This is a genomic window from Psychromonas sp. KJ10-5 (assembly GCF_055808325.1).
The window spans coordinates 955,353-970,759 of the sequence record NZ_CM147864.1 but is presented as its reverse complement, the minus strand read 5'-3'; the positions used below and the strand labels follow the sequence as shown (position 1 = coordinate 970,759).

General features: G+C 37.8%; 12 protein-coding genes and 1 tRNA gene. 8 read left to right on the top strand and 5 right to left on the bottom strand.

Annotated features, from left to right (window positions below):
- Positions 1-3: 3 nt before the first annotated feature.
- Genes sdhA through sdhC form a run of 3 tightly spaced genes read right to left on the bottom strand, consistent with a single transcriptional unit; the run spans position 4 to position 2,483 of the window.
- Positions 4-1,770, bottom strand: coding sequence for a succinate dehydrogenase flavoprotein subunit (gene sdhA / locus AC0L3W_RS04450; protein ID WP_290039331.1), 1,767 nt, complete (start codon positions 1,768-1,770; stop codon positions 4-6).
- Positions 1,771-2,115 carry a succinate dehydrogenase, hydrophobic membrane anchor protein gene (gene sdhD / locus AC0L3W_RS04445; protein ID WP_290039330.1) on the bottom strand — a complete coding sequence of 115 codons (345 nt, stop codon included), beginning with the start codon at positions 2,113-2,115 and terminating at the stop codon, positions 1,771-1,773.
- Positions 2,109-2,483, bottom strand: a complete 375-nt coding sequence (gene sdhC, locus AC0L3W_RS04440; RefSeq protein WP_290039329.1) for a succinate dehydrogenase, cytochrome b556 subunit — start codon at positions 2,481-2,483, stop codon at positions 2,109-2,111. Before sdhC ends, sdhD begins: the two co-directional genes overlap by 7 nt.
- A gap of 369 nt (positions 2,484-2,852) precedes the next feature.
- Here sdhC and gltA point away from each other — a divergent pair, with 369 nt between their 5' ends.
- On the top strand, positions 2,853-4,130 hold the full coding sequence (gene gltA, locus AC0L3W_RS04435) for a citrate synthase (protein ID WP_409439586.1): 1,278 nt from the start codon (positions 2,853-2,855) through the stop codon (positions 4,128-4,130).
- Positions 4,131-4,214: 84 nt separating this feature from the next.
- A complete protein-coding gene (aat, locus tag AC0L3W_RS04430; protein WP_409439587.1) occupies positions 4,215-4,925 on the top strand; it encodes a leucyl/phenylalanyl-tRNA--protein transferase in 711 nt (236 codons plus the stop codon).
- A 217-nt stretch (positions 4,926-5,142) separates the two neighbouring features.
- On the opposite strand, the gene AC0L3W_RS04425 is transcribed toward aat, so the two are convergent.
- On the bottom strand, positions 5,143-5,541 hold the full coding sequence (locus tag AC0L3W_RS04425) for a CBS domain-containing protein (RefSeq protein ID WP_290039326.1): 399 nt from the start codon (positions 5,539-5,541) through the stop codon (positions 5,143-5,145).
- A gap of 122 nt (positions 5,542-5,663) precedes the next feature.
- On the opposite strand from AC0L3W_RS04425, the gene AC0L3W_RS04420 reads away from it, so the two are divergent.
- Both AC0L3W_RS04420 and AC0L3W_RS04415 read left to right on the top strand, forming a co-directional pair.
- Positions 5,664-6,209, top strand: coding sequence for a DUF2058 domain-containing protein (locus AC0L3W_RS04420; RefSeq protein WP_409439588.1), 546 nt, complete (start codon positions 5,664-5,666; stop codon positions 6,207-6,209).
- A 103-nt stretch (positions 6,210-6,312) separates the two neighbouring features.
- Entirely contained in the window at positions 6,313-8,634 is a 2,322-nt protein-coding gene (locus AC0L3W_RS04415) for a PilZ domain-containing protein (RefSeq protein ID WP_290039324.1), read from the top strand.
- 99 nt (positions 8,635-8,733) lie between these two features.
- Here AC0L3W_RS04415 and serB read toward each other — a convergent pair whose 3' ends face one another.
- Entirely contained in the window at positions 8,734-9,753 is a 1,020-nt protein-coding gene (gene serB / locus AC0L3W_RS04410) for a phosphoserine phosphatase SerB (protein WP_409439589.1), read from the bottom strand.
- Positions 9,754-9,880: 127 nt separating this feature from the next.
- Between serB and AC0L3W_RS04405 the strand changes: the two genes are divergently transcribed.
- The 4 genes from AC0L3W_RS04405 to mdoH all read left to right on the top strand — a co-directional run bounded on the left by AC0L3W_RS04405 (position 9,881) and on the right by mdoH (position 15,328).
- Positions 9,881-10,531, top strand: a complete 651-nt coding sequence (locus AC0L3W_RS04405; protein ID WP_409439590.1) for an AhpA/YtjB family protein — start codon at positions 9,881-9,883, stop codon at positions 10,529-10,531.
- A gap of 117 nt (positions 10,532-10,648) precedes the next feature.
- A tRNA-Val gene (locus tag AC0L3W_RS04400) sits at positions 10,649-10,724 on the top strand.
- Between the two features lie 864 nt (positions 10,725-11,588).
- On the top strand, positions 11,589-13,187 hold the full coding sequence (locus AC0L3W_RS04395; RefSeq protein ID WP_409439591.1) for a glucan biosynthesis protein G: 1,599 nt from the start codon (positions 11,589-11,591) through the stop codon (positions 13,185-13,187).
- Positions 13,175-15,328 carry a glucans biosynthesis glucosyltransferase MdoH gene (gene mdoH, locus AC0L3W_RS04390; RefSeq protein ID WP_409439592.1) on the top strand — a complete coding sequence of 718 codons (2,154 nt, stop codon included), beginning with the start codon at positions 13,175-13,177 and terminating at the stop codon, positions 15,326-15,328. Before AC0L3W_RS04395 ends, mdoH begins: the two co-directional genes overlap by 13 nt.
- Positions 15,329-15,407: the final 79 nt, after the last annotated feature.

Genomic DNA, 15,407 nt, shown 5'->3' with positions numbered 1-15,407 from the left:
CTTCTAGTAAACACGCGCTTTAGGGGGGAAAGCTTCACGTAGTACTGGCGCCATATTAACGTCACGTTTACACATACTTTCTGTTTCTGCGATATACATACTGTGATGTAACCAGTTTGCATCATCACGATCAGGGAAATCGAAACGGCTATGCGCACCTCGACTCTCTGTACGGAAATTAGCTGATTTAGCAGTTGCCAAAGCAGTTTCCATCAAATTATCTAACTCTAAACATTCGATGCGATCAGTATTAAACTCACTACTCTTATCGCTTAACTTAGCATTTTTCAAACGCTTACGAATGTTTTCAAGTTCAGCAAGACCTTCTGCCATCGCTGGACCATCACGGAATACACCGAAGTTATTCTGCATACACTCTTTTAGGTCTTTACGAATTTCGTTAGGGCATTCAGTACCGTCACCATTTTCCCAACGATTATAACGCTCTAATGCAGCTTCAATATTTGCTTCAGTTGGTGCTTTAGAAGTGTTTTCAACGCTCAATACTTTGCCTAAGTGTTTACCGGCTGCACGACCAAATACCACTAAGTCTAGTAAAGAGTTACCGCCTAAACGGTTAGCGCCATGAACAGATACACATGCGATTTCACCTACTGCAAATAACCCTTTCACTTCTACATCTTTACCATCTTTATCAAGTTTCAATACTTGACCATTAACAGTTGTAGGTACGCCACCCATCATGTAATGACAAGTAGGAATGATCGGAATTGGTTCATGCACTGGATCAACGTGTGCAAAAGTACGTGATAATTCACATACTCCTGGTAAGCGACTTTCTAGCACTTCTTTACCAAGATGATCTAATTTTAATTTAATGTGTGTACCCCAAGGTCCATCACAGCCACGCCCTTCACGGATTTCGATCATGATTGAACGAGCAACCACATCACGACCCGCTAAATCTTTAGCATTAGGCGCATAACGCTCCATGAAGCGTTCACCATCTTTATTTAAAAGATAACCACCTTCACCACGACAACCTTCAGTAACGAGTGTTCCTGCACCTGCTATACCGGTTGGGTGAAATTGCCACATTTCCATGTCTTGTACAGGCACGCCTGCACGAAGAGCCATACCAACACCATCACCAGTATTAATATGTGCATTAGTTGTTGATGCATAAATACGACCCGCACCACCTGTAGCAAGCACGGTAGCCTGTGCTTTAAACATGCACACTTCACCGGTTTCTATTTCAATAGCAGTACAACCAACAATATCGCCATCATCATTTTTAACTAAATCAAGCGCATACCATTCCGAGAAAACGGTTGTTTTATTTTTAATATTTTGCTGGTAAAGCGTATGTAACAAGGCATGACCTGTTCGGTCTGCTGCTGCTGCAGTTCGCGCAGCTTGTTCACCGCCAAATTCTTTAGATTGACCGCCGAATGGACGTTGGTAAACTGAACCATTTTCAAAGCGAGAAAATGGTAACCCCATATTCTCAAGCTCACGTACCGCCTCAGGGCCTTCATTACACATATATTCGATAGCGTCTTGATCACCGATGAAATCTGAACCTTTAACGGTATCGTACATATGCCACTGCCAATCATCTTCATGTGCATTACCTAGAGCAACGGTAATACCACCTTGAGCAGATACAGTGTGTGAACGCGTTGGAAATACTTTACTAATCAACGCACAGCTTTTGCCTTCTTGCGAAATTGATAATGCTGCGCGCATACCTGCACCACCAGCACCAATCACAATCGCATCAAATTCTCTAATTGGTAAACTCACTTAAACACCCCACAAAATTACAAAGCCAAAAATAACATACGCAAATGCCACTGTTGTTAGCACAAATTGCAATGTGCCACGTAATAATGTGCATTTAACGTAATCGGTCAGTACTTGCCATAGTCCAATCCATGCATGTACTAACATTGCAACTAAAGCTAACAGGGTCATCACTTTAGTAAATGTTAATGAGAAAAAGCCTGTCCAAACTTGATAAGTCAAATCAGCAGTTGCCACAAAACCCACAAGATACAAAATGTAGGCTAATAAAATAACTGCACTGGCACGTATCAGGATGTAATCATGTACACCACTGCGTCCAAAAGTACCTGCGATGTTTACCATACTAAAATCCCCGCTAATATTGATAATACAACAGTGATACCGAAGCCCACTTTTGCACTTAATGAAGCACTGTCTAACTCTTCCCAATGACCCAAGTCTTGAATCATATGGCGAACACCAAATACCGCATGGTATGCCAAGCCAGTTAATGCTCCCCAAAAGATAAACTCAACGATAAACATATCAAGGTAACCTTGCACACGTTGGAAATCTTCAGCGGATGATAATGAACAGTTTAGAAGGATGAGGAATATTGCTAAAGCAATAAAAACGATGATCCCAGATACACGATGCAAAATAGAAGCAATGGCGGTAATGGGAAATTTAACCGTGGATAGGTCTAAGTTTTTGGGTCTCTCTTTGCGCACAATTTATCTCTTTATTAATGGCCAAAAGTTAGGGGTTGGTTTACAGACGCTATTGTTATCACAATGTTAACAAGTTGTGATGGTCAATTCTATCTTTTGTGAGCTAAGCACGAAAAAAAAATGAACTTTGTGACAGATAAAACACAAAAAATAATTAACTCAAACATCAGGATATCAGAGACTTGAACGAACTTGTAGTACTAATTTTCCTAATAGATTTTAAGGTGTCAAAGACGCCTAGTAACTCGCAAAGTTTAAATGTTAAATTTGACAAGCTTAAATTTAGACTGTAAAAATATGCCATCAAAAAACAGTCTAAAGAATACAGAATATAAGAATCATTATAATTTACAGACAAAGGGGAAAATAATGTCGGATAAAATCGCAATACTTCAGTTACCAGGGCAAGAGCCTGTTGAACTTCCTATCCATAAAGGATCTGCTGGTAACGATGTAATTGATATCCGTAGCTTAGGTCAATCAGGCTACTTCACTTACGATCCTGGTTTTCTAGCAACAGCTTCTTGTGAGTCTGCAATTACTTACATCGATGGTGAAAAAGGTATTTTGTTACACCGCGGTTACGCAATCGACGAATTAGCAGATAAATCAGATTACCTAGAAGTATGTTACCTATTACTAAATGGCAAACTTCCTTCAGAAGATGAATTTGCTAAATTCAAACATACTGTATTACACCACACTATGTTACATGAGCAACTTGTAGCATTCTATCGTGGCTTCCGTCGTGATTCACACCCAATGGCTATTATGGTCGGTGTAGTTGGTGCCTTATCAGCCTTCTACCATGACTCTCTTGATGTGGCGAACGAATCTTGTCGTGAAATTGCAGCTTTCCGTCTAATCTCGAAAGTACCAACGCTTGCTGCAATGAGTTACAAATATTCGGTTGGCCAACCATTCATGTACCCAGATAACACATTATCTTACGCGGGTAACTTCTTAAAAATGATGTTTGGTATTCCATGTGAAGAATACGTAGTTAATCCTGTACTTGAAAGTGCAATGGATAAGATTTTAATCCTTCATGCTGATCATGAACAAAATGCTTCTACTTCAACAGTACGTTTAGCTGGTTCTTCTGGAGCAAACCCATTTGCTTGTATTGCAGCTGGTATTGCATCTTTGTGGGGCCCTGCTCACGGCGGTGCAAACGAAGCTTGTTTAGAAATGTTAGAAGAAATTGGTACCGTTGATCGTATTCCAGAATTCGTTGCTAAAGCAAAAGATAAAAATGACCCATTCCGTTTAATGGGCTTTGGGCATCGTGTATACAAAAACCATGATCCACGTGCCACTGTAATGCGTAAAACATGTCATGAAGTACTAGAAGAATTAAATATTGACGATCCATTGTTAGATGTTGCGATGGAATTAGAGCGCATTGCTCTTGAAGACCCATACTTCATTGAGAAAAAGCTATATCCGAATGTTGATTTCTATTCAGGTATCGTATTGCGTGCAATGGGCATTCCTCGTACTATGTTTACCGTTATTTTTGCGGTATCTCGTACTATCGGTTGGATTTCTCACTGGAAAGAGATGCTAGATCAACCTGGCCAAAAAATCGGTCGTCCTCGTCAGTTATACACTGGCCAAACAGATCTAAAGTACCCTGAAAAATAGATACAAGTAATATCACGTAGTGGTATCAAATAAAAACAAGCCAGTCATGTGACTGGCTTTTTTGATGGAGCTTATAAATAAACAATGACTAAACGTTTAATTGTTCTTTCTGAAGATAACCTATCATTCCCAGATCCTGAAAATGCATTAGACGATCCTGATGGCCTACTTGCCATTGGAGGAGACTTATCTGTTGCACGTTTACATAACGCATATCAACATGCGATTTTCCCTTGGTTCTCTGAAGGTGAGCCCATTTTATGGTGGAGCCCTAAACAACGTGCAGTGATCAAACCACAACAGGTTCATATCAGTAAAAGTATGGCTAAATTTATTCGTCAAACCGCACTAACACTGACTATTAATCATGCCTTTATTGATGTGATTAATGCCTGCTCTATGCCTCGTAAAACACAAGCGGAAACATGGATCAGCTCCGATATTATTAAGGCATACCATCAATTACACCTACAAGGTAAAGCACATTCAGTTGAAGTTTGGCTTGATAATAAATTAGTTGGCGGTTTATATGGAGTGAATGTGGGCGGTGTGTTCTGTGGCGAATCGATGTTTCATCAACATAGCAACGCATCTAAATTGGCTTTTATTGGATTATGCCAACATTTTCAACATCATGGCGGAGAAATTATTGATTGCCAAATGATCACTGCACATCTAACAAGCCTTGGTGTTAAAGAAATATTAAGAGGTGATTTTCTTGAACAGCTTAATCAATACAAAACGTCTAAAGTTGAAGCACAATGCTGGAAACCACAAAGTATATTATTGGGATAACGCAATAATATATTCTGATTAAACCTGGATTTTGCTAAAGATTAATACGGCGTACTATTAAAATACGCTGTATTAATGATTATTTAATTGTCTCTTATTAACTAAGGCTAAGTATTTAAGTATTTAAGTATTTATATTCATTAAACCCTTTTATTTTTAGTACTTTAAGCGCCCTGTTTAGAAATAAATATTTAAGACTGACTTATCACTATTCAGTTTAGAGTTGAGTTTTTATGGCACCAAGCACCATTTTACGAGTGATTAATCCAACATAGACCTTGTCTTCATCTAATACTGGGTACATTTTAGGTTTCTCATTGATCATCTTTTGCGCTAAGTCGACAATACTTAATGTAGAAGGAATACTTAATGGAGCACCAGACATAACATCCTCAACTAAAGCAGAATGATCACTGTAATAACTTGCTTCAATTAATTTAGCTAAACAATCTTGTTCAGACAACCAACCTACAACATGTCCTTCAGAGTTGACCACGGGTCCACCAATTAAATTAGATGCTAAAAGCTTGTCCACTGCTGTTTGTAAATTCATTTCTTTAGTAAATGCAATCGTCTTACCTGACATGAATTTCTTCACCTGTAAATTATCTAACATATTCAGATCCCTCATTTTTTATGTTGTTTTTTAAATCTAGACCATTTTAATCACAAAGTCGACATAGCACATTCTATAGTGTGATAAACTAATCTTTTCAAATTTTACCAAAGGGTTTCAATATGGCTTCATTACAAGATCAATTAATGAATTCAGGATTAATCAATAAACAAAAAGCGAAACAGGCGCAAACTGAAAAACGCCGTCAAGCGAAACAAAAAAAGAAAAAAGGCACTGTCGCTGTTTCTGATCTTCAAAAAGCAGTACAAGAAAAAGCAGAATTGCAAAAACAAAAAGATTTAGAAAATAATCAACAAACGCAACAAGAGCTAGCAGCACGTGCCGCACATGGCAAGCTAATACAAATGATTGCACAACATTGTGAAAAGGATTATCAAGGCGAACTGGATTATCATTTCACCTATGACAATAAAGTGAAACGTATTGCTGTAACACCTAAAATTCAACAAGGCTTAATTAAGGGTAGTTTTGCAATTTGTGTTTTAAACGATGAGTTTTATTTAATTAATAAAGAAGCAGCAGAAAAGTTACGTGCCATTGATGAGTCAGTATTAGTTGCATTACACGACCAAAGTGAAAATGACACTGCAACTGATGAAGATGATCCGTACGCAGAATTTGCAATTCCTGATGACTTAATGTGGTAGATAGCCACTATAAATGACTTATTGCTAGTGGTAAGTAAATTAATTACTATCTACTTACCACCATATTTCAACGCTTTACCGAATACATGAGATACTAATATTTATGAACTTTAAGGATTACCAACCTCAAATCAATGCATTGATTCCCTATAGAAATAAACCAGATTTTAATAGCATGCTTGATAAGATATTTTTTGGGGAAAGTAATAGCGATAAATTCCTAATTAAGATGGAACTCAATCGTCTTGTTAAACCTTGTACACGGATTATCGATTTACGTGAAAAAGTCATAGAAAAAACCGATCAATATGTACATTTTGAAATCACCCACTACCTTACCTTATCGGCAAATAGAGCTCTTAAATCAGCAATTAAGCTATACGGAGGTTATACAGTCGGTGCTTATGAACATGTCATCGAGCATGTACAAAAAGTAAAGCAGATTCAAAATGCAAAAGCACTACAAGCCAGTGCGACTGAAATAAATGAAAATATCACTGAAAACATAGAATTAAATAATCATCGCAGGCAAGCGGCTGCACGTATGTTTTTTGTGTCTAAGGTCAGTATCATATTAGCGGATGGTACCAACATCGAAGCTGCTACCTCTAATATTTCAGTAACTGGTATTAAAGTTAAATTACCTGAACAAGAACAATACTTAGAAGAGCAGTTAGTTAAAGTCATGTTTACTGCTTTAGGCAGTGAATATAAAGACAAAGCCATCACCAACCGTAAAATTTGCTACCGTTTAGTTAAACAGCAGCAAGAACGAACTGGGTTTTATCTTTACCTCAATTTAGAAGATGACAAACCTGAATTTGTTAAATTTATTCAAGGGTTTATACGTGCCAACCAGCATAAGTATAAGTTAGATGTACTGTATTACTTTAGCATTGCGCGTGAAAAAGCATTAAAGAATAGCACCTTAAATGCATTAAACACCTTACCGATTTTTCTAAATAGCAATCAAGAAAAGCCGATTCTTTTTATGCTGCGAAATGCAGTAAATAAAGAGATTCTGAATCAATGGCGTTGTAATAATACCAATCAAATGCCCTTTCTGTTTACTGCTCAACGTTTAAAATCCTTTGTGGATTTGTCTCAACCTAAAATGAGCACTACAATTTACAGCTTTACCTACATTAAAGAGGGTGAAGAATATCTGCTATCTGCTACAGAGCAAGAGCTACAACAAAGTGGCTTAAAACACCTTTTTATTGAATATGGTAGAAGCAAGACTAATTGGCACTGCTACCACCTAACACTGCAAGAATACACCTATGAAGCCATCAAAAATTACAAGCTAACGGATGTGCGCCCTAAAATTTTTAATGATATCACTCATGTTGCAACGTTAACTGAAATCGCAACACATGAAATGATAGAAATTGATCCAAGAGCAGAAAAAGGTAACCCCAATTTACTCAATAAGTTTGTTCATAAAGATACCGAGAAAGGCTTTACTCCCACTTATGACCTATTTCCAGATGAATTACGTAAAGAAGAGCGCTACAGTTATACAAGTAATATCGAACTCAAAGTCGCAGAGCAAGTATTAGCCGCGAAAGTCGTTGATTTTTCAGGGTCTGGTTTAAAGATTGAATTAGCAACCCCTAAAGCGATTGCCAAGCGTAGTCTGGTCAGTATTAATTTTATTGATTTACAAAAAGTCACAAAACAGTTCACTTTAGCAAACATTAATTACCGCGTTGTTTCAGCCAGTGCAAAGCATATTTATCATTTACAAATAGCTTCACGTGATAGCTATATGACAATGCAGCAATTCTTTAGTTTACTAGTGAGAAGTAACCCTGCCCACTTTAACGAAATCCCATTAAAGTCATATAAACAACCGGTTACACCGCGCTTACATGAGGCAGCAGAGGTCGCATTACATCCTGCTTTTTTCTATGTTTCAATCATTAATGGTAAGCCTAAAATTAGCTTTTCTTCAATTACGAGTACTTCATCCGCACTGAAACAAATTTTTAACTTTGACTGTAAAAGCAATAATCAAAATAACCATATTCCGCTATCCAATAATCGATTACTCGATCGTCTCTTGGTTACGCCATTGCGACACACTAATCTTGGTGAAACCGTCTCCAATTTTGAACGCACGCTGTACGTCAAAAAAATTAAAGATGATAATAATAAGTGGTCTATTGAAACTTATTTAGATGAAGATTTTGAGTCTGAATTTGCTAAACGTGAATTTATTGTTGAACATAAAAAACTTGAACAGTTGCAGATACTTCACTATCGATTAAGCACTATTGATATCCCTAATTTGGCATTAGTTAAATCAGAATTAGATATTATCTCTTGCCATGCTATGCACCTTAGTAAGCGTTTAGAAGAAGAGTTATTAAATGTGAAAGCAATCATACAGGTCATAGATAGAACAGAACAAGTGTTGTAGCCGTTGCTTTTGAAAGTATGTGGGTTGTTAGATTTGTTACCAAGCACAGGGAAATGTAAAGGTTGAGTAGCCTTTTAAGTAGCTACTCAACATATAAGACTAAGCTAAAGGTAAAGAAGCTTGTAACAAGCCTAACGCCCCTTCCAAATCTAAGTGATTAAGGGCCACAGAAGCTTTCTCTTGTACAATCGGTTTAGCATGAATGGCAATGCCTAAAGAAGAAGCAGCCATCATAACCAAATCATTAGCGCCGTCGCCAATCGCAGCAGTTTGAGACATAGGTATATCAAACTGTTCAGCCAACTCATTTAAGGTACGTGCTTTAACATCTGCGTTAACAATCTCGCCAATAACTTGACCTGTTAATGTATTATCTACAATCTCTAGGGTATTAGCATAGGCAACATCAAACCCGTGATCTTCCTTTAATCTGTTAGCAAAATAAGTAAAGCCCCCCGATGCAATCGCTACTTTCCAATTTGCAGCTTTTAATCCTGCAATCAGTGCTAATAAACCAGGCATTAATGGCATATTATCAGCGACTTCTTTAATCACACTTTCTGGTGCATTCGCTAATTTACCAACACGAGTACGTAGACTTTCATTAAAGTCTAACTCACCTCGCATTGCAGCGGCTGTTACCGCAGAAACTTGATCACCCACACCATATAAACGTGCAATTTCATCAATACACTCAATTTGAATTGTCGTTGAATCCATGTCCATTAAGACTAAACCCGGCTTAGAAAAATCTGGTAATTTAGCTACCAAAGCAAAGTCACAACCCGTATCAGTAGCAAACTGCTTAATCACTTCTTGTAACTCATCTTTTGTTTTATCTAAAGATAACCTAACTAAATCAACCCCTTCGACTTGGCTTAAATGGTTCAATTGTGCTTTAGACACTGACTGCTTAATTAATAAATTAGTTAACGTTATCAGTGTATTTGTGTTTAAATCTCTTCCCATTAAGACTAACTCAGATTGAGTAGCTATATCATTTGAGCCATTAATCAAGAATAATGAATGGTTATTTTCAATCATTGACTGTAAATCAGATTTCCATTGCATAATTGAAAGAGGGTTTGAAGGGAGTTGAAGTGTTATAGTCGTTTGCACTGTAATATGCCTATGGGTTAATTGATGTAAAATTCTGTTATAAAAATAGAATAAAAAGATGAGTCACAAGATAACGATTGCTAATTTATAATGCAAGTAGAGATAGTGTAACGTAAGGGTTAAAGATATGGGTAAAAAAATTTTTTGGATAGTACGACTGTCACAAATAGCCGCAATACTGTGTCTATTTGCGATCATTGCTTTCCAATTTAACAGCCTACAAAATGAATCCAACGGTGTTCGTTACCAACAAACAGAAAAATTTTCCTATTCATTGACTAACCTTGCAGCAGCTGAAGCTTCGCGCTATCTAGCCCAACAAAACCAAGAAGATTTAAAGTTATTAATAGATGATTTAAGCGACGATCCTATTGTTCGAGACGCAACTATCTATGATGAATTTGGAAAAATTATTTATCAATCAGAACAAGTGCTTCCTTTACCTGAATTACTACAATTGAATGATGAAGGCTCACATGCTGTTGATGGTGTGATTCCACATATTGCAGAGCTTTATTCTGATCAGACAAAAATTGGTTATATTCGTGTGACATTAGAACAGGGAAAAATTCTAAGCTTGATCGAAACTTATCAAGAGCGCGGCCTGTCTATTTTGAGCCTATTAACCTTGTTAGCTTTTATAGCTGGTATGTTATTAACCATCGTTTGCTATAAAAGAGTTAATATTATTTACAAACAATCCTTAGCAGAGATACCTAAATTGATTGAGCGTACCAAATCAGAAGTCGCCAAATGGCAGAAAACGGAGGATAAATAAACACTTAAGCCTTTCGCCGCACAAAAATACATCAAACAGTCTAAACTTAGTAAAGTTTTATTGACAGTCTCACCAAGATGTCGCAAAATCACTTTGCTTTCAACAGCTTCTTAATAAGCTCGCTTAACTCAGTTGGTAGAGTGCCGCCATGACATGGCGTAGGTCACTGGTTCAAGTCCAGTAGCGAGCACCACTTTTTAGTCTCAAACCGCAACAAACATATTTGGCTTTAACAAGCGAATACCCTATTTTTGTTTAAAACACCTAAACCTCTGTTAAATTTTACTTTTAATAAAAACTCAAAGTAATATGACTAAAACTATCTATTGTTCAATTAGCTAGTGTCTATATTTCCTATATTGATATTTAATGCTCAAATACACACCTTCATGTTACAAAACACCTCTCTCCTTAGATCAGTGCCTTTGAGCATACAGACTACACTAAATTATGACCTTATCCCCTGAACGGGGTAAGTAAACTCATCTCTTGCTAATGAACTCCACACCTAAAACGGCAGAAACTAACATAGTAAATTTGAACACATCTAGTTATTGAATTAATAACACTCTCCAATTAATTGGTAAAAAAGTGCTTTTCATTTTTAGAATACGATTTGCTAAATTGCCAACATAGCGCTGCTAAACAGCAAGAAGAAAATAAAAAATGATAATCAACCTGATGATGCCAGGCACAAATAACAACAAATTAGTTACTTTAACTTGATGTTATTAATGAAAATATCGAGAGTTTTAAATTTAATACTTTTTAAATGAAACTATTAAACCTATGTGCAGTCTTTATTAATAGTATGTATTCATCATAAACACAACAAGTTAAACGATAAACATTCTCATTATGAAAGCCATCGAGAATTGACTTTTAATTAATGTGTGATTGATGTTAAATGTTCATATTATAGCCAAATAAAAAAGCTTTCTATTTATTTATATAAACCTAGTTTCACATTAAATAAAAATGTAAACCACTTATTAGTAACATCTTATTGTCATCTATTAGTTAATATATTTTGGTCATCACTGGAGAGTTAAATTATATGCCATTGTTATCTACAAGCATGCGTCATTTTACTTTAAAAAAATTGATAGTAGTAAGCAGTTTGTTGCCCGGTTTGGCAATCTCTGATACCACTTTTATTAATGAGACTTTACCAAGTGCACAAGCAGCAGACACGCCGAATATCATCTATGCAGTAAATGGTGAATTTAATCGTAATACGGTAATTAATTTAGCGCGTGATTTGGCTAAAAAGTCATATCAAGAGCCTGACTCTACACTACCAGCTGAATTACAAGACCTAAACTATGACCAGTACCGAGATATCCGCTTTAACCCAAATGCGTCTATTTGGAAAAGTCAATCATTACCTTTTCAAATGCAACTATTTCATCGCGGCTTTTACTTTAAAGAAACGGTAGAGGTAGCTATCGTTGAAAATGGCCAATCACAGCATTTACGTTATAACCCTGAAATGTTTACTACAGGAGAAGTAATGCAACGCGCCTTGCCTAATGCTGATGTTGGTTTTGCAGGTATTCGTTTACATAACCCGTTAAATTCACCAGATTACTATGATGAAGTCGCAGTGTTTCAAGGTGGCAGTTATTTCCGCTCTCTCGGTAAACATCAAGGTTATGGTTTATCAGCACGTGGTTTGGCTCTGAAAACTGCCGATCCTGAAGGCGAAGAGTTTCCCGCTTTTCGCGCATTTTGGATTGAGAAACCAGCCAATGATAGTAGCTCGATCGTTGTTTATGCCTTATTAGATAGTCCAAGTACCACAGGTGCTTACCGCTTTACTATTCGCCCTGGCGATAATACTGTGATGGATGTTGAAGCCACCCTATTTCCTCGTGAAGATTTAGATAAAGTAGGCCTCGCGCCCGCAACCAGTATGTTTATGTTTTCTTCTTACGACCGAGACCAAGTAGATGACTTTCGTCCTCGGGTTCACGACTCAGACGGATTATTGATGATTAACGGCCGTGGAGATAGATTATGGCGCCCTTTACGTAACCCTAATAACCTAGAGGTCAGTGCGTTTAGTGATAATGGTCCCCTTGGTTTTGGTTTAATACAACGCAACCGTGATTTTAATAATTTTCAAGACTTAGAAGCTAAATATGAGCAACGTCCTAGTTTATGGGTTGAACCTTTGGGAGACTGGGCAAGAGGCTCTGTTGTATTAGTTGAAATCCCAACAGACTCTGAAGTTAACGATAATATTGTTGCTTATTGGGCACCTAACGAGGTGATACCTGCAGGCTCGGAATACCATTTTGCTTATCGTTTATTGTGGGGACAAGCTCCCTCTGCGAATAAAGGTGAAGCGATCGTTGAAGCAACACGAAATGGTCGAGCAAGTATTAATGGTCCAACTGAAAAACGTTTGTTTGTTATTGACTACCGTTTTCCAAATCCAACTGACAACACCAACAATCAAAACCCTACTGCGCACATCGAAAATACAGCGGGTGAAATCCATAACGTGGTTGTCGCTAAAAACCACAATAATGGATACCGCGTCACTTTTGAACTTGATCCACTTGATGCAGAATTAATTGAATTGAGATTGGACTTACAGTTTACCGATGGTAGAAAAGCGGAAAATTGGATGTATCAATGGACAAAATAATAGATAAAAATGCAGCTCAATCAGTGTGGAAATCCGTGGAACCTGGCATGCCAGATGAGCATTTCAAAGAGATGCCTATTCAGTCATTAAGGCAGTTTGATGCCAGCAGTAAACGGGCTAGCGTTAATCCTAATGGGGTTAGTTCTCAAGTGCTAAGAAGATGGGTCGTGCTAGGGTCATCATTGTTATTGTCTGTTTGGGGCATTAATGAAATGCATGCGGTGCTAGGGGCCAATAACATGACCTTTATCCAATATGTATTTCTGGTTTTATTCGCCTTAACCTTTAGTTGGATCACCATCTCTTTCAGTGCGTCGATTGTTGGCTTCTTTTTAGTGTGCAAACAACGCCGTAGCAAGCCTAAACGTTTAACCAATCAATTAGTGGGTCGCACTGCGGTATTGATGCCAACCTATAATGAAGACCCTGACCGTATTTATGCCTCTATTGAAGTGATGGCAACGGCTATTTATCAATCAGAAGAAACCAATGCCTTTGACTGGTTTGTTATTAGCGATACCACAGACCCAGAGGTTGCGTTAAAAGAGGAAGCTTGCTTTCACCAGCTGCGCGAGCGATTAGACAAGGATATCAATGTTTATTACCGCCGACGTCAAAAAAATACAGCCAGAAAAGTAGGTAACATTACAGATTTTTGTACTCGTTGGGGAGCAAATTACGATCACCTATTAGTGCTAGATGCTGATAGTTTGATGGAAGCAGATACCATGTTGGAATTAGCTCGTCGTATGGAAGCAGATCCCGATGCGGGTTTGATTCAAACCATACCACAACTGATTAACGGCACAACATTAATGGCAAGATTACAACAGTTTGCCTCTTGTGTTTATGGCCCTGTTGTTGGTGGTGGTCTTGCTTGGTGGAGTGATAAAGAAGGCAATTTCTGGGGACATAATGCCATTATTCGCACTGAAGCACTGATGTCTGCTGCTGGTTTGCCCAGTATTAAAGGTGCACCACCCTTCGGTGGTCATATTTTAAGTCATGATTTTGTTGAAGCCTCTTTAATTAGACGAGCAGGCTGGAGTGTTACCATTGCAGCGGATCTCTATGGCTCTTTTGAAGAGTGCCCTCCCTCTATGACTGACTTAGCTATTCGTGACCGTCGCTGGTGCCAAGGTAACCTTCAACATGGTCGTATTATTACGGCAAAGGGTCTACATTGGGTGAGTCGTTCGCATCTATTAACGGGGATCATGTCCTACATCTCTTCCCCATTATGGTTGATGTTGATTCTTGTTGGTTTAGCACTGTCATTACAGGCGGAATATATTCGCCCTGAATACTTTGGTGATGAATTTTCATTATTTCCAACTTGGCCACAAATGGATGCGGCTCGCGCCTTAAGCTTATTTGCTTTTACCATGGTGATACTGTTTACGCCAAAAACCTTAGGCTTGATTTCCTACATAATTGATGGCCGATTAAGAAAAAGCTGCGGTGGTTTTTTCATGTTAATCATCAGCTTTATTGTAGAAGTTATTTTATCAGCGATGGTCGCGCCTATTATGATGCTTATTCATACTGGCGCTGTTTTGTCGATTTTAATGGGTCAAGACTCAGGTTGGAATCCGCAACGACGTGACGATGGTAGCTTGCCCATTAAACACCTAATTTACCGACACCGTTGGCACATGATTGCAGGACTATTACTCACCATTGCAGGTTACCTCAACTCATTAGCTTTATTAGCTTGGCTATCACCTGCCATCATCGGCATGTTGTTATCGGTACCTTTATCTATGTTTACAGGATCATGGGCCGTTGGGGATTTTATTAAAAGATGCAGAATATTGTCCACACAGTATGAAAAAGCAGAGCCAAACATTCTAAAAGCAATGAATGAAGCAAGAAGTATTTATGAGCAGTCGGTGAATGATGCTCCTGATTTAGCTCGAATGGCTTCAGATCCTAAATGGTATGCACGTCACCTCGCAGTAATCGACGCAATTCCCATTAGAAAGGCTGGACAAGTCGATATCATTGAAGCCACAGCCACAATGAAAATATCCGATGCAAAAAATGTAGCTGAAGCAGTTAGTTACCTTAATAAACAGGAGCAAGCCTATGTACTGGCAACACCTGATTTATTTAAAGCATTGTCGGCTTTAGCGAGATAAACCTATCAAACATGATCATTATTTAAAAACACATATTTAGTTAAAGCTATTTCTAAAATAGTTCAGAGAGTTAATAAAT

Bases quoted from the DNA above. Each gene is read 5' to 3' on its own strand.
- sdhD (WP_290039330.1), bottom strand. From the start codon at position 2,115: ATGGTAAACATCGCAGGTACTTTTGGACGCAGTGGTGTACATGATTAC.
- gltA (WP_409439586.1), top strand. From the start codon at position 2,853: ATGTCGGATAAAATCGCAATACTTCAGTTACCAGGGCAAGAGCCTGTT.
- aat (WP_409439587.1), top strand. From the start codon at position 4,215: ATGACTAAACGTTTAATTGTTCTTTCTGAAGATAACCTATCATTCCCA.
- AC0L3W_RS04425 (WP_290039326.1), bottom strand. From the start codon at position 5,541: ATGTTAGATAATTTACAGGTGAAGAAATTCATGTCAGGTAAGACGATT.
- AC0L3W_RS04420 (WP_409439588.1), top strand. From the start codon at position 5,664: ATGGCTTCATTACAAGATCAATTAATGAATTCAGGATTAATCAATAAA.
- AC0L3W_RS04415 (WP_290039324.1), top strand. From the start codon at position 6,313: ATGAACTTTAAGGATTACCAACCTCAAATCAATGCATTGATTCCCTAT.
- AC0L3W_RS04405 (WP_409439590.1), top strand. From the start codon at position 9,881: ATGGGTAAAAAAATTTTTTGGATAGTACGACTGTCACAAATAGCCGCA.
- AC0L3W_RS04395 (WP_409439591.1), top strand. From the start codon at position 11,589: ATGCCATTGTTATCTACAAGCATGCGTCATTTTACTTTAAAAAAATTG.
- mdoH (WP_409439592.1), top strand. From the start codon at position 13,175: ATGGACAAAATAATAGATAAAAATGCAGCTCAATCAGTGTGGAAATCC.